Origin of the sequence: Gallaecimonas kandeliae (genome assembly GCF_030450055.1) — a bacterium.
Lineage (GTDB): Bacteria > Pseudomonadota > Gammaproteobacteria > Enterobacterales > Gallaecimonadaceae > Gallaecimonas > Gallaecimonas kandeliae.
On sequence record NZ_CP118480.1, the window covers coordinates 430,127 to 448,151 of the forward strand.

22 protein-coding genes are annotated in these 18,025 nt (G+C 61.1%); 13 read left to right on the top strand and 9 right to left on the bottom strand.

Annotated elements, in window-relative coordinates; genetic code table 11:
* Positions 1–2: 2 nt before the first annotated feature.
* Genes PVT67_RS02015 through PVT67_RS02040 form a run of 6 tightly spaced genes read right to left on the bottom strand, consistent with a single transcriptional unit; the run spans position 3 to position 5,116 of the window.
* Positions 3–1,472, bottom strand: coding sequence for an RNA polymerase factor sigma-54 (locus PVT67_RS02015; RefSeq protein WP_301499627.1), 1,470 nt, complete (start codon positions 1,470–1,472; stop codon positions 3–5).
* A 52-nt stretch (positions 1,473–1,524) separates the two neighbouring features.
* A complete protein-coding gene (gene lptB, locus PVT67_RS02020; protein WP_301497286.1) occupies positions 1,525–2,250 on the bottom strand; it encodes an LPS export ABC transporter ATP-binding protein in 726 nt (241 codons plus the stop codon).
* A complete protein-coding gene (lptA, locus tag PVT67_RS02025; RefSeq protein WP_301497288.1) occupies positions 2,250–3,056 on the bottom strand; it encodes a lipopolysaccharide transport periplasmic protein LptA in 807 nt (268 codons plus the stop codon). Before lptA ends, lptB begins: the two co-directional genes overlap by 1 nt.
* Positions 3,043–3,600 (bottom strand): LPS export ABC transporter periplasmic protein LptC, encoded by a 558-nt coding sequence (gene lptC / locus PVT67_RS02030; protein WP_301497290.1) that lies wholly within the window; start codon positions 3,598–3,600, stop codon positions 3,043–3,045. Before lptC ends, lptA begins: the two co-directional genes overlap by 14 nt.
* Complete coding sequence (gene kdsC, locus PVT67_RS02035; RefSeq protein ID WP_301497292.1) at positions 3,597–4,145, bottom strand: 3-deoxy-manno-octulosonate-8-phosphatase KdsC; 549 nt, start codon at positions 4,143–4,145, stop codon at positions 3,597–3,599. The genes lptC and kdsC overlap by 4 nt, the downstream gene beginning before the upstream one ends.
* On the bottom strand, positions 4,145–5,116 hold the full coding sequence (locus tag PVT67_RS02040; protein WP_301497294.1) for a KpsF/GutQ family sugar-phosphate isomerase: 972 nt from the start codon (positions 5,114–5,116) through the stop codon (positions 4,145–4,147). The genes kdsC and PVT67_RS02040 overlap by 1 nt, the downstream gene beginning before the upstream one ends.
* Before the next feature lie 313 nt (positions 5,117–5,429).
* On the opposite strand from PVT67_RS02040, the gene mlaF reads away from it, so the two are divergent.
* From mlaF to murA, 7 genes are read left to right on the top strand one after another with little or no spacing between them, the layout of a single operon-like run.
* A complete protein-coding gene (mlaF, locus tag PVT67_RS02045; RefSeq protein ID WP_301497296.1) occupies positions 5,430–6,239 on the top strand; it encodes a phospholipid ABC transporter ATP-binding protein MlaF in 810 nt (269 codons plus the stop codon).
* Positions 6,239–7,015, top strand: a complete 777-nt coding sequence (gene mlaE, locus PVT67_RS02050) for a lipid asymmetry maintenance ABC transporter permease subunit MlaE (RefSeq protein WP_419181023.1) — start codon at positions 6,239–6,241, stop codon at positions 7,013–7,015. The genes mlaF and mlaE overlap by 1 nt, the downstream gene beginning before the upstream one ends.
* Positions 7,016–7,017: 2 nt before the next feature.
* Positions 7,018–7,488 (top strand): outer membrane lipid asymmetry maintenance protein MlaD, encoded by a 471-nt coding sequence (mlaD, locus tag PVT67_RS02055; RefSeq protein WP_301497298.1) that lies wholly within the window; start codon positions 7,018–7,020, stop codon positions 7,486–7,488.
* 9 nt (positions 7,489–7,497) lie between these two features.
* Positions 7,498–8,157 (top strand): ABC transporter substrate-binding protein, encoded by a 660-nt coding sequence (locus PVT67_RS02060; protein ID WP_301497300.1) that lies wholly within the window; start codon positions 7,498–7,500, stop codon positions 8,155–8,157.
* Positions 8,154–8,432 carry an STAS domain-containing protein gene (locus PVT67_RS02065; protein ID WP_301497303.1) on the top strand — a complete coding sequence of 93 codons (279 nt, stop codon included), beginning with the start codon at positions 8,154–8,156 and terminating at the stop codon, positions 8,430–8,432. Before PVT67_RS02060 ends, PVT67_RS02065 begins: the two co-directional genes overlap by 4 nt.
* Entirely contained in the window at positions 8,429–8,689 is a 261-nt protein-coding gene (locus PVT67_RS02070; RefSeq protein ID WP_301497305.1) for a BolA family protein, read from the top strand. Before PVT67_RS02065 ends, PVT67_RS02070 begins: the two co-directional genes overlap by 4 nt.
* An 11-nt stretch (positions 8,690–8,700) precedes the next feature.
* Positions 8,701–9,963: a UDP-N-acetylglucosamine 1-carboxyvinyltransferase gene (murA, locus tag PVT67_RS02075; RefSeq protein WP_301497307.1), complete on the top strand. Its 1,263-nt coding sequence runs from the start codon at positions 8,701–8,703 to the stop codon at positions 9,961–9,963.
* A gap of 31 nt (positions 9,964–9,994) precedes the next feature.
* Here the strand turns inward: murA and degS are convergent, their stop codons facing one another.
* From degS to PVT67_RS02090, 3 genes are all read right to left on the bottom strand, one after another.
* On the bottom strand, positions 9,995–11,056 hold the full coding sequence (gene degS, locus PVT67_RS02080; RefSeq protein WP_301497309.1) for an outer membrane-stress sensor serine endopeptidase DegS: 1,062 nt from the start codon (positions 11,054–11,056) through the stop codon (positions 9,995–9,997).
* A 99-nt stretch (positions 11,057–11,155) separates the two neighbouring features.
* Positions 11,156–12,511, bottom strand: a complete 1,356-nt coding sequence (locus PVT67_RS02085; RefSeq protein ID WP_301497311.1) for a Do family serine endopeptidase — start codon at positions 12,509–12,511, stop codon at positions 11,156–11,158.
* A gap of 85 nt (positions 12,512–12,596) precedes the next feature.
* Entirely contained in the window at positions 12,597–12,971 is a 375-nt protein-coding gene (locus PVT67_RS02090) for a Z-ring associated ZapG family protein (RefSeq protein ID WP_301497313.1), read from the bottom strand.
* A gap of 106 nt (positions 12,972–13,077) precedes the next feature.
* On the opposite strand from PVT67_RS02090, the gene zapE reads away from it, so the two are divergent.
* The 6 genes from zapE to PVT67_RS02120 all read left to right on the top strand — a co-directional run bounded on the left by zapE (position 13,078) and on the right by PVT67_RS02120 (position 17,990).
* Positions 13,078–14,175, top strand: coding sequence for a cell division protein ZapE (zapE, locus tag PVT67_RS02095; RefSeq protein WP_301497315.1), 1,098 nt, complete (start codon positions 13,078–13,080; stop codon positions 14,173–14,175).
* Between the two features lie 196 nt (positions 14,176–14,371).
* A complete protein-coding gene (gene rplM, locus PVT67_RS02100; protein WP_301497317.1) occupies positions 14,372–14,800 on the top strand; it encodes a 50S ribosomal protein L13 in 429 nt (142 codons plus the stop codon).
* Positions 14,801–14,815: 15 nt separating this feature from the next.
* The gene (gene rpsI, locus PVT67_RS02105) at positions 14,816–15,208 is read left to right on the top strand and encodes a 30S ribosomal protein S9 (protein WP_301497320.1); all 393 of its coding nucleotides are present in this window, start codon (positions 14,816–14,818) and stop codon (positions 15,206–15,208) included.
* 246 nt (positions 15,209–15,454) lie between these two features.
* On the top strand, positions 15,455–16,051 hold the full coding sequence (gene petA / locus PVT67_RS02110) for a ubiquinol-cytochrome c reductase iron-sulfur subunit (protein ID WP_301497322.1): 597 nt from the start codon (positions 15,455–15,457) through the stop codon (positions 16,049–16,051).
* Positions 16,048–17,259: a cytochrome b gene (locus tag PVT67_RS02115; RefSeq protein ID WP_301497325.1), complete on the top strand. Its 1,212-nt coding sequence runs from the start codon at positions 16,048–16,050 to the stop codon at positions 17,257–17,259. The genes petA and PVT67_RS02115 overlap by 4 nt, the downstream gene beginning before the upstream one ends.
* On the top strand, positions 17,256–17,990 hold the full coding sequence (locus tag PVT67_RS02120; RefSeq protein WP_301497327.1) for a cytochrome c1: 735 nt from the start codon (positions 17,256–17,258) through the stop codon (positions 17,988–17,990). Before PVT67_RS02115 ends, PVT67_RS02120 begins: the two co-directional genes overlap by 4 nt.
* Positions 17,991–18,025: the final 35 nt, after the last annotated feature.

The window sequence follows — 18,025 nt, forward strand, 5'->3', positions numbered from 1 at the left end:
GCCTATAGCAGACTCTTGCGTTGATTCGAGGGCGGGATCCCCAGCGCTTCGCGGTACTTGGCGATGGTGCGCCGGGCAACCTGTATGCCCTGGTCGGCCAACAACTCAACCATCTTGCTGTCGCTCAACGGTTTGGCACTGTTTTCCTCTGCCACCAGCTTCTTGATGAAGGCGCGGATGGCGGTGGAAGAGCATTCTCCGCCGTCGTCGGTGGCGACGTGGCTGGAGAAGAAATACTTGAGTTCGAAAATCCCCCTGGGGGTGTGCAGGTACTTCTGGGTGGTGACCCTGGAGATGGTGGACTCGTGCATGTCCACGGCCTCGGCGATGTCGTTGAGCACCATGGGTTTCATGTACTCCTCGCCGTATTCGAAGAAACCCTGCTGGAACTGCACTATGCAGCGGGCCACCTTGAGCAGGGTGTCGTTCCGCGATTCCAGGCTCTTGAGGAACCACTTGGCTTCCTGAAGGTGGGAGCGGATGAACTGGCTGTCGGCCGGGTTGCGGGCATTGCGGCTCATGGCCGCGTACTGCTGGTTGATGCGCACCCTGGGCATAGAGTCGGGATTCAATTCCACAGTCCAGCGCCCGTTTTTCTTGGTCACCGACAGGTCGGGAATGATGTATTGGGGTTCTTCATTGCTGACTACCGAGCCTGGCCTGGGGTTGAGCCCCTGGATCAGGCGAAGGGCCTCGCGCAGTTCGTCTTCCTTGAGCTTAGTCACCCGCATCAGGGTGCGGTAGTCGCGGTTGCCGAGCAGGTCGATGTGCTCGTCGATGAGGCGCCGAGCCTCAAGCAGCCAGGGAGTGTCGGGGGCGAACTGGGCCAGCTGGATCAGCAGGCATTCCTTGAGGTCGCGGGCGGCCACCCCTATGGGGTCGAAATGCTGGATGCGTTTGAGCACCGCCTGCACTTCGTCCAGTTCGAGATCTTCTATGGCCAGGCTGTCGAGGATCTCCTCGCAGCTTTGGCGCAGATAACCGTCGGGGTCTATGGCGTCGATGATGGCCACGGCCACGGCCTGGTCTGTCTCGGTGAAGGGGGTCAGGCGCATCTGCCACAGCAGGTGCTGCTGGATGTCGTCCACCGTCTCGCCCTGGTAGAGGCTGTCGTCGTCGACGCTGACCGGTCCCGCACTGCCGGTGCCGGCGGAATAGACCTCGTCCCAGCTGGCGTCCACCGGCAGGTCCTCGTCCAGCTTGCGCTCTTCCATGATGTCGGCGGTGTCGGGTTCGGCCTGGGGCTCGTCGTAGTCGTCACCGGCGTCGCTGTCCTTGGCGTGCTCTTCCTGGGCCTGGGGCTCGTCGAACTCCTCGTCCAGGCCGTCTTCCAGCAGGGGGTTGGCGTCCAGGGCGGCCTGAATTTCCTGCTGCAGTTCCAGGGACGACAGCTGTAGCAGGCGGATGGCCTGCTGCAGCTGCGGCGTCATGGTCAGTTGCTGTCCAATGCGTAGTTGCAGGCTCGGTTTCAACACGAGAGTGACTTCCCTCCGGGCGGCGTACATGGCGCCGCCTCTTGGCTAACTATAGTTGGAACTGCTCGCCCAGATAGACGTCCCTGACCTGCTTGTTGTCCAGTATGGCCTGGGGCGTACCGCTGGCGATGAGCTCGCCGTGACTGACGATATAGGCGTGTTCGCAGACCGACAGGGTCTCACGGACGTTGTGGTCGGTGATGAGGACCCCAAGGCCACGATCGCGCAGATGCTCGATGATTTTCTTGATGTCGATCACCGAGATGGGATCGACGCCGGCAAAAGGTTCGTCCAGCAGTATGAATTCGGGGTTGGCGGCCAGGGCCCGGGCTATCTCCACCCGGCGTCGCTCGCCGCCGGAGAGGCTGGCGCCCAGGCTGTCGCGCAGGTGGCTGACGTGGAACTCGTCGAGCAGGGCCTCGAGGGCGTCCTCGCGGCCGTTCTTGTCGAGATCCTTGCGCCGCTCCAGCACCGCCATGATGTTGTCGTGGACGCTGAGCTTGCGGAAGATGCTGGCTTCCTGGGGCAGGTAGCCGATGCCGGCGCGGGCCCGCACGTGCATGGGCTCCAGGCTGAGGTCCCGGTCGTCGATCAGCACCCGGCCCTTGTCGGCCAATACCAGCCCCACCACCATGTAGAAGGTGGTGGTCTTGCCGGCGCCGTTGGGGCCCAGCAGGCCCACTATCTGCCCTGTCTTGACGGACAGGGAGACGTCCTTGACCACGTTGCGGCGCTTATAGCTCTTGGCCAGGTGTTGCGCTTTAAGCTCGGCCATCAGTGCTGGCCCCCCTGGGCGGCGCTGCTGGCCGGCTGGGGCGCTTCGGTGGTGGGCTGGGTGGCGGCAGCCTGGTGCTCCGGCTCTTGGGGCTGCGGCTTGTGGTCTTCTTTCTTCGGCTCTGGCTTAGCTGGCTGGGGGGCAGGCAGTTCCTGGCCTTGTTGCTGGGCGGCAGGTTGCGCCTGGCCCTGCTGGTCGAAGGTGGCGGCCGCCTGGCTTTGCGTCTGGGGCAGGGGCTGGGGCTGCTGCTCGGGATTGGGCTGGGGTTCCTGGTCTTCCTTGGCCTTGGGCTCCTGGACCTTGGGTTCCTTGGGCTGCTGGAACTTGCCGGGTTCGAAGATGGTCACGACCCTGCTGTTGTCGTCCTTGGCCTCGGCCACCAGGCGTTGGGCATTGAGGTCGTACTCTATGGTGTCGCCCTTGGCCAGGCTGCCTTGCTGTTCTATCTGGGCATTGCCCTTCATGACGACCAGGCGTTTGGTGTCGTAGTAGCGGATCTCAAAGGCCTCGGCCTTGACCCAGGTGCCGTCGTTGAGTTTTTGCTGGAAACGCACCGGCTTGCCGGTGGCGATGAAGATGCGCTCGTTGCCGCTGGCGTCGATCTCCACCCGGCTGGCCTGGATCTTCAGGCTGCCCTGGTTGATCTGGACCTTGTCTTCGTAGATGACGCGCTTCTTGATGCCGTCGGCATAGTTCTTCTGGGCCGAGACTTCGATCTTCTTGTTGAAGTCGCCGTCCGCCGCCACCGCCAGCAGGGGCAGGGCGAGGGCCAGGAAGGCGCTGCTGATGATCTTAAGGCTGTTCATATTCGGTACTGACCTGACTCTTGATGCGGACCTGTTGTCCTTCCAGCTTGGCTTCGAGGCCAATGCCCCTGGTGATGTAACCCGGGCCTATGATGGTCACAGGCGCTTCCGTATCCATGGTCTTGGACGCCAGATCCAATCGAAGGTTGTCTGTGTCCACACGCCTGACGGGGGCGTCTTCCGTAAGGCTCTGGATAATAACATCGTTTCGCAAGTCGACCAGACGTTGCTGTGAAACGATGGCCCTTTCGGCACGGATTTGCCAGGGCTTGTGCTGCTCTTTGTCGTAGAGCTCGAAACGGGGCGAGGTCAGCAGCGTTTCCTGCTTGCTGCTGAAGTGGGTCATGGAATCGGCGTTGACCTGCATGCTGAGCTGGCCATTGTCGTCGAACTGGCGGACCTGCAGATCTTCGGCGATGCCGTCCGGCTGCTGCGCCAGCAGGGCCGGATCTGCCTGGGCCTGGTCCTGGTTCTTGCTGGGCCAATAGACCAGGGCCAGGGTGGCCGTGAACAGCAGCAGTATGAAAAGCAGGGCGCGGTTCATAGGCTGGCCCCCGCCGGGCGCAGGCTGTGGCCCTGGCTTTCCAGCAGCAGGTCGCAGACTTCCCGCACGGCGCCGAAGCCACCGGGCAGGCTGGTCACGTAGTCGGCAGCTTGGCGTACCAAGGGGTGGGCATCCGCCACCGCCAGGCCCAGGCCTGCCGCCTCGATAAGGCCAAGGTCGGGGATGTCGTCGCCGATGTAGGCGACTTGGTTGCCGTGCAGCTTGAGGCTGTCCAGCAGCTCGCCAAAGGCGCAGGCCTTGTCGTGCTGGCCCTGGTAGACATGGGGGACACCCAGGGCCTGGAAGCGGTCGGCGACGATGCGGCTCTGGCGGCCTGTGATCACCGCCACTTCGATGCCGGCGGCGCGCAGCGCCTTGACCCCGAAGCCGTCTCTGGTGTGGAAGGCCTTGAGTTCCTCGCCGTCATTGCCCAGGTAGATGCGGCCGTCGGAGAAGACCCCGTCCACGTCGCACACCAGCAGCCTTACCTGCTGGAAGCGTTGCCAAAGGTCGGGGGCCATGGGGCCGTAGAGGCTGTTCTGCATCAAAATACTCCTGCGCGCATCAGATCTTGAGTATTGAGTGCGCCTATGGGCCTGTTGTTCCCGTCCACTACGATAAGGCCGTTGATTTTCTTGCCTTCCATCAGGTGCAGGGCTTCGGCGGCCAGCATGTCGGGACCCACTGTGACGCCGCCTTTGGTCATCACCTGGGCTATGGATACGGTGCGCACGTCATGGCCTGCGTCCAGCACCCGGCGCAGATCGCCGTCGGTGAAGAGCCCGGCCAGCTTGCCGTCGCCGTCCACTACGGCGGTCATGCCCAGGCCCTTGCGGGTCATTTCCAGCAAGGCGTCGCGCAGCAAGATGTCCTCATTCACCAGCGGCACCTGGTCGCCGCCATGCATCAGGTCCTCAATGCGCAGCAGCAGCCGTTTGCCGAGGCTGCCGCCGGGGTGGGAGAGGGCGAAGTCGTCGGCGGTGAAGCCGCGGGCGTGCAGCAGGGCAACCGCCAGGGCATCGCCCATGACCAGGGTGGCGGTGGTGGAGGCGGTGGGAGCCAGGTTCAGGGGGCAGGCTTCCTTCTCCACCGCCACGCACAGATGTACGTCGCTGTGACGGGCCAAGGTGGAGTCGGGCTTGCCGGTCATGGCGATGGTGGCGACGCCGATGCGTTTGAGCACCGGCAGCAAGGTCAGCACTTCCTGGGTTTCACCGGAGTTGGAGATGGCCACCACCACGTCGCGGTCGGTGATCATGCCCAGATCGCCGTGGGAGGCCTCGCCGGGATGCACGAAGAAGGCGGGGGTACCGGTGGAGGCCAGGGTGGCGGCAATCTTGCCGCCGATATGGCCAGACTTGCCCATTCCTGTGACAATAACCTTGCCCTGGCAGTCGAACAATATCTGGCAGGCGCGGTCGAAGGCCGGGCCCAGCGACTGAAACAGCCCTTCGATGGCGTCTCTTTCTATTTCGAGGACGGTGCGCCCGAACCGGGAAAAGTCTCGCTGAACCATGGGGACTCCTTTGCTAAACTGGCGCGATTATAAGAAAGGCCGACAAGATAAGCGACCAAGGCAAGGTGCGCTGAACAGTCAAAAAGGAAGAATTCGTCATCACCAATATGGCATTAATGAAATCTAGGCAGGATGCAGATGAGCCAGGGAATGCCGGCATGGATGGCCAGGACCTCCCCCCGCCCCCCGAATTCAGGGGCAATTCAGAGACCCTTCCTTACCCTTTCGAACGTTTTGTTTCATTTATTGGCATTGCCTTGCCATCGGCGCCCTTTGTTACAATACCGACCCGTACGAGTTCAGGACAATCCAGATGAACCCAAGCAGCCCTCTTGTCGAAATCAAGAACATGACCTTCAGTCGTGGCGACAGGGTCATCTATGACGATATCAACCTGACCATACCGGTCGGCAAGGTCACCGCCATCATGGGGCCCAGCGGCATCGGCAAGACCACGCTGCTGCGCCTGATCGGCGGCCAGTTGCACCCGGAGCAGGGGGAGATCCTCTTCGACGGCCAGAATATCCCGTCCTTGTCACGCAACCAGCTGTTCACGGTCCGCAAGCGGATGAGCATGCTGTTCCAGAGCGGTGCCTTGTTCACCGACATGACGGTGTTCGACAACGTCGCCTTCCCGCTGCGCGAACATACCGACCTCTCCGAGGCCATCATCCGCAAGATAGTGCTGATGAAATTGGAGGCGGTGGGGCTGAGGGGCGCCCACGGACTGATGCCTGGCGAGCTGTCCGGCGGCATGGCGCGCCGCGCCGCCCTGGCCAGGGCCATAGCCCTGGACCCGGACATGATCATGTATGACGAACCCTTTGCCGGCCAGGACCCCATCTCCATGGGGGTCATCGTCAAGCTGATCCGCCGCCTCAACGACGCCCTGGGCCTCACCTCAGTGGTGGTTTCCCACGACGTGGAAGAGGTGTTGTCCATCGCCGACTACGTCTATGTGGTGGCGGACAAGAAGGTCATAGGGCAGGGCACGCCGGCCCAGCTCAAGGACAGCAGTTCCGAGCAGCTCAAGCAGTTCCTCAACGGCGAGCCGGACGGCCCTGTGCGGTTCCACTTCCCGGCGCCGGATTACAGGACCGATCTCAAAGGAGAAGCGCGCTGATGTTTGATTCCCTTGCCCACCTGGGGCGTCTGGGACTGTCCCTGACCAGCGCCATGGGACGGGCCCTGTTGATGATGCTGTCGGCCGTGCTCTGCTGGCCGCGGCTGCGCAGTTTCCACCTGCTGGTGAAACAGATTTACGTGGTGGGGGTGCAATCCCTGCTGATCATAGTGGTATCCGGCCTCTTCATCGGCATGGTGCTGGGCCTGCAGGGCTACACCATCCTGGTGGACTACGGTGCCGAGGCATCCCTGGGGCCCATGGTGGCCCTGAGCATATTGCGTGAACTGGGCCCCGTGGTCACGGCCCTGCTCTTTGCCGGCCGCGCCGGTTCGGCCCTGACCGCCGAGATAGGCCTGATGAAGGCCACCGAACAGCTTTCCAGCCTGGAGATGATGGCCGTCGATCCCCTCAAGCGGGTGATAGCCCCCCGTTTCTGGGCCGGCGTCATCGCCATGCCGCTGCTGACCGCCATCTTCTGCGCCGTCGGCATCTGGGGCGGCAAAATAGTGGGTGTCGACTGGCTGGGCGTGGACGCCGGTACCTATTGGTCGGTGATGCAATCCGCCGTGGACCTCTACGACGACATCCTCAACGGCTTTATCAAGAGCATTGCCTTCGCCCTGGTGGTGACCTGGATAGCGGTGTTCAACGGTTACGATGCTGTACCTAACTCGGAAGGGATCAGCAGGGCCACGACCCAGACGGTAGTGCACTCCTCCCTGGCGGTGCTGGGTCTGGACTTTATTCTGACGGCTTTGATGTTTGGAAACTGATTATGCAGAACAGTCGCAAAATTGAATTGTTGGTGGGCTTCTTCATCCTGCTGGGCATATTGGCCATGTCGGTGCTGGCCCTGCGGGTCGCCAACGGCAGCGCCGGCGGCGATGGCTCCACCTATACCCTCTACGCCAAGTTCGACAATGTCGGCGGCCTCAAGGTCCGCTCCCCCATCAAGGTGGGCGGCGTCGTAGTGGGCCGGGTCGAGAACATCAAGCTGGATACCAAGGACTTCACCCCGCTGGTGGCCATGTCCATCAACTCGGAGTACGACAAGTTCCCCGAGACCAGTTCTGCCGCCATACTCACCTCCGGTTTATTGGGGGAGCAGTACATTGGGCTGCAGCCCGGCTTTAAGGATGATTCCATTTCCATCCTCAAGAACGGTGACTACATTGAGGACACCAAGTCCGCCCTGGTGCTGGAAGAGTTGATTGGCCAGTTCCTCTTTGGCAAGTCCCACGAATAAGGAGTCGATATGATCAAGCGAATGATGACCGCCGCCCTGTTGATGGTGGGCATGATGGGCTCGGCCTTGGCCCAGACCACCGCCATTGACCGCAGCGATCCCTTCAACATGGTGGAGAAGGCGGCCAACCTGGCGTTCGAAAGGTTCAAGGCGGAGCAGCCGCAGATCCAGAAGGATCCCAACGTCATCAAGGAGATCGTCCGTGAAGAGCTGCTGCCCTACGTGGACTACCGTTACGCCTCCCTGAAGGTGATAGGCCGCAACCTGCCCAAGACCACATCCGATCAGCGCGACCGCTTCATCGCCGTGTTCAAGAACTACCTGGTGACCACCTATGCCCAGGCCTTCACCCAGTATCACGACCAGCAGGTGATCTTCGAGCGCTCCCCCATGGACGAGGGCCACCAGCAGAAGATCGCCTCCGTCAAGGCGCGCATCATCGAAGAGGGCCGCCCTGAGATCAACCTGATCTTCAAGGCCCGCCTCAACAGCAAGACAGGCTCCTGGGGTGTCTACGACATGGTGGCCGAGGGCATCAGCCTGCTGTCCTCCAAGCAGGCCGAGCTGGAAGGCCTCATTCGCCAGAAAGGCATCGATGAAGTGACCCAGATGCTCAAGGACAAGGCCAACGTCGCCATCACCCTCAAGAAAGAGGAAAAGGCCGCATGAGCCTGGAGATCCAGTGGCAGGCGCCTGTGTTGACCCTGGCCGGGATCCTCGACCGCAACACTGTGCCGGCCCTCTGGCAGCGCCGTGCCGGCTTCAAGGGCCTGGACACCCTGGCGGTGTCCGGGCTCGACAAGGTGGACACGGCCGGCCTGGCTATGCTGCTCGAGCTATGTGAACAATACCCGGACACCAAGGTCATTGGGGCTTCTGGCCGGCTCAAAAAGCTGGCAGAATTGGGCGATCTGGACGCCATTCTGCCCATAGAGCACGCATGACCAACCAAGAGATCGAACAACTACTGCGCGACAGCCTTTCCCTGGACGAAGCGATCGTCAAGAGCGAAGGCAGTCACTACAACATCATCGCCGTTGGCAGCTGTTTCGAAGGCCTGCGGCCGGTGAAGTGCCAACAGCTCGTCTACGGGCCGCTGATGGAGGCCATTGCCAACAACAGCATGCACGCCGTCTCCATCAAGACCTACACCCCCGCCAACTGGGCACGCGACAAGAAGCTGCTCAACCTCGGCCAGTAAAGAAGAACTCCATGGATAAACTGCTTATCACCGGTGGCAGCCCCCTGGCCGGTAGCGTTGCCATCAGCGGCGCCAAGAACGCGGCTCTGCCGATCCTGTTCTCCACCCTGCTGGCGGACGGGCCCGTCATCCTGACCAATATTCCGCACCTCAACGATGTCACCACCACCATGGCCCTGCTGGGCAAGCTGGGGGCCAAGATCACCTTGGGCGACAACATGGAAGTGGAGGTGGACCCCCGTTCCGTCGACCAGCACGTGGCGCCCTATGAACTGGTACGTACCATGCGCGCCTCCATCCTGGCCCTGGGGCCCCTGGTGGCCCGCTTCGGCAAGGGGGAAGTGTCCCTGCCCGGCGGCTGCGCCATAGGGGCGCGTCCGGTCAACCTGCACATCCATGGCCTGGAGCTGATGGGGGCCGAGATCCTCGTCGAGCACGGCTACATCAAGGCCAAGGTGCCGGGTGGCCGCCTCAAGGGTGCCCATATCCTGATGGACATGGTGTCGGTGACCGGCACCGAGAACCTGCTGATGGCCGCGACCCTGGCCGATGGCCGCACCGTCATCGAGAACGCGGCCCGCGAACCCGAAGTGGTGGATCTGGCCAACTGCCTGGTGGCCATGGGGGCCAAGATCCAGGGCATAGGCACCTCCAAGCTGGTGGTCGACGGCGTCGAGCGCCTGGATGGCGTGGCTTACAGCGTCCAGCCCGACCGCATCGAAACCGGCACCTTCCTGGTGGCCGCCGCCGTCACCCGTGGCAGCGTGACCTGCACCAACACCGATCCCAGCCTCCTGGAAGCGGTGCTGGTGAAGCTGGAAGAGACAGGCGCCGAGGTGACCACAGGCCCTGACTGGATCAAGCTGGACATGCACGGCAAGAGGCCCAAGGCGGTGGATGTCACCACTGCCCCCTATCCGGCCTTCCCCACCGACATGCAGGCCCAGTTCACAGTGCTGAATTCCGTGGCCCAGGGCACAGCCCGGATCAAGGAAACCATCTTCGAGAACCGTTTCATGCACGTACCGGAGCTCAGTCGCATGGGGGCCGACATCAGCCTCGACGGCAACAACGCCCTGGTCAAAGGGGTGGACGGCCTGTCCGGTGCCCAGGTGATGGCCACCGACTTGCGGGCCTCGGCCAGCCTGGTGATCGCCGGTTTGGTGGCCCAGGGCGAGACCCTGGTGGACCGCATCTACCACATAGACCGCGGCTACGAGCGCATCGAGGACAAGTTCTCCAATCTCGGCGCCAGCATCCGCCGGGTCAAATAAGAAAGGCGCCTCAGGGCGCCTTTTCTTCTGCTCAGTAACCCGGGGGCCTTTCCCCCACCGTCACCTTGAGCTTGAGCTGTTTGCCGTCCCGTACCACTGTCACCTCGATCTGGGTGCCTGGTTTGGTCTCTGCCACCAGGTCCATGGCCTCCAGGCCGTTGCGGATCGGCTTGCCGTCGATGCCGACGATGAGATCCCCCACCTTGATGCCGCCTTTCTCTGCCGGTGAGTCCTTGTCCACGGCCGTGATCAGCGGCGGCTGGGTCATGATCGGCACCCTGGGCTGCTGGTAGTTGACCCCGAAGTAGCCGCGGATCACCCGGCCGTTCTCCACCAGCTCCTTGAGGATCTTGGCGGCCAGGGTATAGGGGATGGCGAAGCTGATGCCGGGCGCGTCCATGCGTTCCGAGACGTGGAAGAGGGCGGTGTTGATGCCCACCAGCACGCCGTTGCTGTTGACCAGGGCGCCGCCGGAGTTGCCGGCGTTGATGGCTGCGTCGGTCTGCAGGAAGTCCTGGTAGCCGGTGGAACTCATGCCGGAGCGGCCGGTGGCGGAGATGATGCCCTGGGTGATGGTCTGGCCGATGTTGTAGGGGTTGCCTATGGCCAGCACCACGTCACCCACCTGGGCCTGGTTGTGGGGGTCCTGGGGAATGACCGGCAGGTTATCCAGATCCACCTGCAGTACCGCCAGGTCGGTCAGGGGATCTGTGCCCACCAGCTCGGCATAGGAGACCCGGCCGTCCTGCAACGCCACCACTATCTGGTCGGCATCGTGGATGACGTGGAAGTTGGTGAGGATATGACCCTTGGCGGTCATGATCACCCCGGAGCCCAGGCCCTTGATGGTGCCGCGTTGCTCGTAGAGATCCTTGCCGACATTGCTCACCGAATAGATGTTGACCACGGCCGGGGCGGCGCGGCGCACGGCCGAGGAGAAGGACAGCAGGGGGGCGTAGTTGTTTTCCTTGCGGAAAAGTCCCTGGCTGTCGTCGCTGCCCTTGCGCAGGCTGGGGAAGAAGGTGAGCAGCACTGCCGCCAGGATCAATCCCAGCAGGATGGCTTTACCCAAGTCTTTGAAAAGCCGCGCCATTGACAATGCCCTGCAGTTGATAGAGGCCTGAGCATAACAGCTTTTTCCAGGCAGCAAAAAGGGGCCCGGGGGCCCCTTTACTTAGTCTTACAAAGACTTTTAGCGGATCACCAGGTAGAGGCTGGAGTGGCCGCGGATGACGTTCAGGGCCAGTACGCCGCCTTCGTCATTGGCATCCAGTATCTTCTTGAGATCCTTGACGGTTTTCACAGGTTGGCGGTTGACGCCTATGATGATGTCCCCTTCCTGCAGGCCGGTGAAAGCGGCAGGGGAGCGCTCGGCAACCTTGGTCACCTTGACGCCCTGGCTGCTGTTTTCAAACTCGGCGCCGTCGAGACGCGGATGCAGGGCCTCACCAGAGGCTTCCTTGACGTCGGCCTGGCCTTGCAGCTTGACGGTCACCGTCTTCTCTTCGCCGTCCCGTACCAGGCCCAACGTGATCTTGGCGTCCTGCCCCAGGGTGGCGACCTTGGCGCGCAGCTCACCGAAGCTCTTGATCGCTTTGCCGTCCAGGCTGGTGATGATGTCACCGGCCTTGATGCCGGCCTTGGCGGCGGCGGAGTCTTCCTGCACCTGGGACACGAAGGCGCCCTGGCCCGACTTGTAGCCCATGGCCTTGGCCAGCTCATGGGTCAGCTCGCCGCCCATGATGCCGAGGTAGCCGCGGCGCACCTCACCGTGGTCGATGATCTGCTTGACCAGGTTTTTCATCATGTTCACCGGTATGGCGAAGCCGATACCGATGTTGCCGCCGTTGGGGCCTATGATGGCGGTGTTGATGCCGATCAGCTCGCCGCGCAGGTTGACCAGGGCGCCGCCGGAGTTGCCGCGGTTGATGGCGGCGTCGGTTTGGATGAAGTTTTCCAGGTGCTCGACCTGCAGGTCGCTGCGGCCCAGGGCCGAGACGATACCTGAGGTGACGGTCTGGCCCAGGCCCAGGGGGTTGCCGATGGCGACAGCGTAGTCACCGACCCGCAGGTTGTCTGAGTCGGCTTCCTTGATCTGGGTGAGGCCGTCGGCGTCTATCTTGAGCAGGGCGATGTCCACGTCCTTGTCGACGCCGATCTTCTTGGCCTTGAAGGTGCGGCCATCGGTGAGGGTGACTTCGATCTTGTCCGCTTCGTCCACCACATGGTTGTTGGTCACCACATAGCCGTTCTTGGCGTCGATGATGACCCCTGAGCCGAGCCCTTCGAAGGGCTGCTCACGGGTCTGCTCCTGAGGCATATTGGGGCCAAAGAAGAAGCGGAAAGCATCGGGGATGCGTTGGCGGGACACATGGGTGCCGGCGACGTTGATGCTGACGACGGCTGGGGTCACTTTTTCCAGCATGGGGGCCAGGCTGGGCATGGCCTGCCCTTCGACACTGCTAGGCAGGGCGGCGGTGGCAGGCAGGCTGGCCAGGGATGCGGTACCCATCAGGGCCGCGGATACAAGGATTGCGAGAGGCTTCATTCTTACTGAATCTCCTATAAATACAGAAGGCTGTTTCAGTCTTGGCTCAATCACTGACCTTGCGGATTGTTAAAAAGTTCCAGAATTATTTTTTGATGAGGCCATGGCGCTCGTGGGAATAGTCGCGGGGCGGCTCGGTCAGCAGCTCCAGTTGCTGCTCTTCCAAGGCCTCTTCGCCGATACGCAGTGACAGGGCGTCCGCGTCCAGGCTCAGCAGGTTACCGGCGCCGTCGCTGACATGGCGGGCCAGCTTGTCGTAGTCACGGGCCAGCTGTTTCATCATCTCGGCGCTTTCTTCGAAGTAATCCTTCACTTCTTCCTTGTACTGCTCCAGATCCAGCTGGGCTTGTTCCAGATCCTGGCGCAGCTTGTCCTCACCCAGGGGCGTAGTGCCACGGACGCGGCCTATCAGCAGGCCAACCACTATCCCTACGACTACACCTATTGCGAAATTTATCATGGACCTTGCCACTCCTGTCCTTTGCTGTTGGCGAACAATATACCTGCAACACTGGGTCCGTGGTACCATGCCGGCCCCCAATTATCCCTGAAGAGACCCTGATCCGATGACTCCCTGGCAGCGCTATCAAGCCGACCTTGCCCGCCCGGATTTCATGCATGACGCGGCCCAGGAAAATGCCGTCCGCCACTTGCAACGCCTCTATGAGGATTTCTGTGCCAGGGACCAGCAGCAGACCAAGGGATTGAAAGGGCTCTGGCAGAAATTGGCAGGCAAGCCCAAGGCTGCCGTCAAGGGCCTCTATTTCTGGGGTGGGGTAGGGCGCGGCAAGACCTACCTGGTAGACACCTTCTTTGACTGCCTGCCGACAGAGCGCAAGCTGCGGGCCCACTTTCACCGCTTCATGCACCGCATCCATCAGGAGCTCAAGCTCTTCAAGGGCGAGCAGGATCCGCTGCTGAAGATAGCCGACAAGATTGCCGGCGAGACCGACATCATCTGTTTCGATGAGTTCTTCGTCTCTGACATTACCGACGCCATGCTGCTGGGCACCCTTTTCGAGGCGTTGTTCGAGCGCGGCCTGGTGCTGGTGGCCACCTCCAACATCATTCCCGACGAGCTTTACCGCAACGGCCTGCAGCGGGCCCGCTTCCTGCCCGCCATCGCCCATATCAAGGCCAACTGCGAGGTGGTCAACGTGGATTCCGGTATCGACTACCGGCTGCGCACCCTGGAGCAGGCCGAGCTTTACCACTATCCCTGCGACGAAAAGGGCCTGGCCCAATTCCGCGACTATTTCGGCAAGCTGGCCGTTGAGCCCGGCCAGGAGAACCCGGTGCTGAGCATCGAAGGGCGCCCCATTCCGGCGCTGCTGGAGGCCGACGGCGTACTCTGGCTGGACTTCAGGGCCCTCTGCGACGGCCCCCGTAGCCAGGCCGACTACATGGAACTGGCCAGGCTCTACCACTCGGTGCTGGTCAGCGGCGGCTTTCAGATGGGGGCCAACCAGGAGGACGTGGCCAGGCGTTTCATCGCCATGGTGGACGAGTTCTACGAGCGTGGCGTCAAGCTGATCATCTTGGCCGAGGTTGGGATGTTCGAGCTCTATGCCGGCGAACGGCTGCGCTTCGAGTTCCAGCGTTGCCTGTCCAGGCTGCAGGAAATGCAGTCCACGGAATACCTGGCCAGGCCCCACAAACCCTGATTTTGAGTACAAATTGGACGTGACCTGGCGGATTGACATGCGTATAATCCGCGCAGCCCCACGTTACAACCTGCCCAACAAGGGCAGCGCATATGTCACCCGCCAGCATTCGAAGGGATGTCGTGGCAGGTTTTGCACATGGTGCGGGCAAAGAAGCCCGCACGGGTATGTAACAATACGAACTTGGGTTATTTGAATGAAAACTTTCGTAGCTAAGCCAGAAACCGTAAAACGTGACTGGTATGTGGTTGACGCCGAAGGCAAAACCTTGGGTCGCATCGCCACCGAGATCGCCTCGCGCCTGCGTGGCAAGCACAAGCCGGAATACACTCCTCACGTTGACACTGGCGACTACATCGTCGTTATCAACGCCGAGAAAGTGGTTGTAACTGGCGCGAAGTCCAAGGACAAGATGTATCACGCTCACTCCGGTTACCCGGGTGGCCTGAAGTCCATCAGCTTCGAAAAGCTGCAAGCCAAGAAGCCGGAAATGATCATCGAAGCGGCCGTTAAAGGCATGCTGCCCCGTGGTCCGCTGGGTCGTGCCATGTTCCGTAAGCTGAAGGTTTTTGCCGGTGCTGAACACAAGCACGCTGCACAACAACCTCAGGTCCTTGACATCTAATACGGAATTCAAGAAATGGCAGACAATCAATACTACGGCACTGGCCGTCGCAAAAGCTCCACCGCCCGTGTTTTCATCAAGCAAGGCAGTGGTTCCATCACCGTCAACCAACGCTCTCTGGAAGAGTACTTCGGCCGCGAAACTGCCCGCATGGTAGTTCGTCAGCCGCTGGAGCTGGTTGAGATGACCGAGAAGCTGGACCTGTACATCACCGTTTCTGGCGGTGGTATCTCCGGTCAGGCTGGCGCTATCCGCCACGGCATCACCCGCGCCCTGATGGAGTACGACGAGTCCCTGCGTCCGACCCTGCGTAAAGCTGGCTTCGTCACTCGTGACGCCCGTCAGGTTGAGCGTAAGAAAGTCGGTCTGCGCAAAGCCCGTCGTCGTCCGCAGTTCTCCAAGCGTTAATACGCTTCAGACTGCTCAAAAAGCCCGGCATTGCCGGGCTTTTTTTTGCCCGCGTCTCTGCTCAAAAAATCCCTTTTCCTTGTTTTTATAGGGGGTTTTCTTTATGCTTTGAGGCGAATAACTAACCAGAATCAGGTCCCCTCTCCAAGGAAGCAGCACCCACTTGCCGGGGAGATCTTGTGAGCCACAGGCCGCGAGACTATATAAAAACGGCGCGGCTTCTGTTCCACGACTGGAGACAAATGGATGAGTAATGCGCCTGTAGATACCGGCCGTAGACGATTCCTGACCTGGACCACTGCCGTAGTGGGCGCAGTGGGTGCCGGTTTCGCGGCAGTTCCCTTCATCGAATCCTGGAATCCCAGCGCTAGGGCCAAGATCGCCGGTGCGCCTGTGGAAGTGGATATCACCAAGCTCGAGCCAGGGCAGTTGATCCTGGTGAAGTGGCGTGGCAAACCTGTCTGGGTGGTCAGCCGCACCCAGGAGGTGCTGGACAAGATGGCCACCCTCAACGACAGGTTGAAAGACCCTAATTCCGAAGAGGCCCAGCAGCCCGACTACGCCAAGAATCCCACCCGCTCCATCAAGCCCCATATCCTGGTGGCTGTGGGGATCTGCACCCACCTTGGCTGTTCCCCCAGCTACCTCAAGGGCGACTTCGCCCAGCAGGAGGTGGGGGTCAACTATGGCTTCTTCTGCCCCTGCCACGGTTCCAAGTACGACATGGCCGGCCGCGTCTTCCAGAATGTGCCGGCGCCTTTGAACCTGGTGGTGCCGCCCCACTATTACGTGGATGAGCGGACCATATTGGTGGGCATGAGCGAAGGGGAGGCCCAAGCATGAACAGATTCATCGCCTGGATAGACGAACGCATTCCCATGACGGCGACCTGGGACAAGCACGTCGGCAAGTATCCTGCCCCCAAGAACTTCAACTTCTGGTACTTCTTCGGCTCCCTGGCCATGCTGGTGCTGGTCAACCAGATCCTCACCGGTATCTGGTTGACCATGGACTATAACCCCAGCGCCGAAGGGGCCTTCGCCTCCATCGAATACATCATGCGGGACGTGGACTACGGCTGGCTGCTGCGCTACCTGCACAGTACGGGCGCGTCCGCCTTCTTCATTGTGGTCTACCTGCACATGTTCCGGGGCCTGATGTACGGCTCCTACCAGAAACCGCGGGAACTGCTGTGGCTCTTTGGCATGCTGATCTTCCTATGCCTGATGGCCGAAGCCTTCATGGGCTACCTGTTGCCCTGGGGCCAGATGTCCTACTGGGGCGCCCAGGTCATCATCTCCCTGTTCGGGGCCATCCCCGTCATAGGGGACGACCTGACCCTGTGGATCCGCGGCGACTACGTGATCAGCGGTGCCACCTTGAACCGCTTCTTCGCCCTGCACGTCATAGCGCTGCCGCTGGTGCTGGTGGTGCTGGTGTTCCTGCACATCATCGCCCTGCACGAAGTGGGTTCCAATAACCCCGACGGCATCGAAGTGAAGAAGAACAAGGATGAAAACGGCTGGCCCAAAGACGCCATCCCCTTCCATCCCTACTACACCGTCAAGGACATAGTGGGTGTGGCAGGTTTCCTGTTCATCTTCTGCTACATCATCTTCTTCAAACCGGAAGGGGGCGGCATCTTCCTGGAGGCGCCCAACTTCCAACCGGCCGACCCCTTGACCACACCGCCGCACATAGCGCCGGTCTGGTACTTCACCCCCTTCTACGCCATCCTGCGGGCCGTGCCCAACAAGCTGGCCGGGGTCATCGCCATGTTCTCGGCGATCATAGTGCTGTTCCTGCTGCCCTGGTTTGACAGGGGCAAGGTCAAGTCGGTGCGCTACCGAAGCGTGCTGCACCGGCTCAACCTCATCCAGTTCGCCGTTTCCTGCCTGATCCTCGGTTACCTGGGAACCCAGCCGGCCACCCCGACCCACACCCTGGTGGCGCAGATCTGCTCTGTGACTTACTTCGGCTACTTCGCTCTCCTGTGGTTCTACAGCAAGAACGAGAAGACCAAGCCGGTTCCGGAGAGGGTGACCCAATGAAAAGATTGCTGATAGCCCTGCTGGCGATGCTGCCGCTTGTGGCCCTGGCCGAGGAAGGTGAGGTCCATCTGGACAAGGCCCATTACGACCTCACCGATAAGGCGTCCTTGCAGCGCGGCGCCCGGATGTTCATGAACTACTGCTTCGGTTGCCACCAGATGCAGTACCAGCGTTATGTGCGTACTGCCGACGATTTGGGCATACCTCATGACCTGATGGAACAAAATCTGATTTTCACTGGCGCCAAAATAGGCGATCATATGAAAAATGCCATGCCGGCCGAGAAAGCGGCCGTTTGGTTTGGCAAGGTGCCGCCGGATCTGACCCTGGTTGCCAGGGTGCGCGGCCCAGATTGGATCTACACCTACCTGCGTTCCTTCTATGTGGACGAATCCCGTCCCTGGGGGGTAAACAACGAGGTATTCAAAGACGTAGGCATGCCGCACGTGCTGCAGGAACTGCAGGGCGTACCGCGCAAGACCTACGAAACACGCCTGGTGGACGGCGAAGAGAAAGAGGTCTACGCCGGCATCAAAGCCGACGGTACCGGTGAGCTCAGCGCCGAGGAGTATGACAAGGCTGTACTGGACCTGGTCAACTTCCTCGTGTATACCGGTGAACCCATGCGACTGGAAGCCGAGAGCATCGGCTGGAAGGTGCTGGTGTTCTTGGCCATCTTCTTTGTGATTGCCTACTTCTTGAAGAAAGAATACTGGCGCGACGTCCACTGAGGATTTTCCCACAGCAATGGGGGCAGCGGCCTCCA

What these genes read in the sequence shown, in the direction of transcription:
- PVT67_RS02040 (WP_301497294.1), bottom strand. Translation starts at nt 5,116, where the DNA reads ATGGTTCAGCGAGACTTTTCCCGGTTCGGGCGCACCGTCCTCGAAATA.
- lptC (WP_301497290.1), bottom strand. Translation starts at nt 3,600, where the DNA reads ATGAACCGCGCCCTGCTTTTCATACTGCTGCTGTTCACGGCCACCCTG.
- petA (WP_301497322.1), top strand. Translation starts at nt 15,455, where the DNA reads ATGAGTAATGCGCCTGTAGATACCGGCCGTAGACGATTCCTGACCTGG.
- zapE (WP_301497315.1), top strand. Translation starts at nt 13,078, where the DNA reads ATGACTCCCTGGCAGCGCTATCAAGCCGACCTTGCCCGCCCGGATTTC.
- kdsC (WP_301497292.1), bottom strand. Translation starts at nt 4,145, where the DNA reads ATGCAGAACAGCCTCTACGGCCCCATGGCCCCCGACCTTTGGCAACGC.
- mlaE (WP_419181023.1), top strand. Translation starts at nt 6,239, where the DNA reads ATGTTTGATTCCCTTGCCCACCTGGGGCGTCTGGGACTGTCCCTGACC.
- mlaF (WP_301497296.1), top strand. Translation starts at nt 5,430, where the DNA reads ATGAACCCAAGCAGCCCTCTTGTCGAAATCAAGAACATGACCTTCAGT.
- rpsI (WP_301497320.1), top strand. Translation starts at nt 14,816, where the DNA reads ATGGCAGACAATCAATACTACGGCACTGGCCGTCGCAAAAGCTCCACC.
- lptA (WP_301497288.1), bottom strand. Translation starts at nt 3,056, where the DNA reads ATGAACAGCCTTAAGATCATCAGCAGCGCCTTCCTGGCCCTCGCCCTG.
- rplM (WP_301497317.1), top strand. Translation starts at nt 14,372, where the DNA reads ATGAAAACTTTCGTAGCTAAGCCAGAAACCGTAAAACGTGACTGGTAT.
- lptB (WP_301497286.1), bottom strand. Translation starts at nt 2,250, where the DNA reads ATGGCCGAGCTTAAAGCGCAACACCTGGCCAAGAGCTATAAGCGCCGC.
- PVT67_RS02115 (WP_301497325.1), top strand. Translation starts at nt 16,048, where the DNA reads ATGAACAGATTCATCGCCTGGATAGACGAACGCATTCCCATGACGGCG.
- PVT67_RS02065 (WP_301497303.1), top strand. Translation starts at nt 8,154, where the DNA reads ATGAGCCTGGAGATCCAGTGGCAGGCGCCTGTGTTGACCCTGGCCGGG.
- degS (WP_301497309.1), bottom strand. Translation starts at nt 11,056, where the DNA reads ATGGCGCGGCTTTTCAAAGACTTGGGTAAAGCCATCCTGCTGGGATTG.
- PVT67_RS02070 (WP_301497305.1), top strand. Translation starts at nt 8,429, where the DNA reads ATGACCAACCAAGAGATCGAACAACTACTGCGCGACAGCCTTTCCCTG.
- PVT67_RS02120 (WP_301497327.1), top strand. Translation starts at nt 17,256, where the DNA reads ATGAAAAGATTGCTGATAGCCCTGCTGGCGATGCTGCCGCTTGTGGCC.
- murA (WP_301497307.1), top strand. Translation starts at nt 8,701, where the DNA reads ATGGATAAACTGCTTATCACCGGTGGCAGCCCCCTGGCCGGTAGCGTT.
- PVT67_RS02085 (WP_301497311.1), bottom strand. Translation starts at nt 12,511, where the DNA reads ATGAAGCCTCTCGCAATCCTTGTATCCGCGGCCCTGATGGGTACCGCA.
- PVT67_RS02090 (WP_301497313.1), bottom strand. Translation starts at nt 12,971, where the DNA reads ATGATAAATTTCGCAATAGGTGTAGTCGTAGGGATAGTGGTTGGCCTG.
- mlaD (WP_301497298.1), top strand. Translation starts at nt 7,018, where the DNA reads ATGCAGAACAGTCGCAAAATTGAATTGTTGGTGGGCTTCTTCATCCTG.
- PVT67_RS02060 (WP_301497300.1), top strand. Translation starts at nt 7,498, where the DNA reads ATGATCAAGCGAATGATGACCGCCGCCCTGTTGATGGTGGGCATGATG.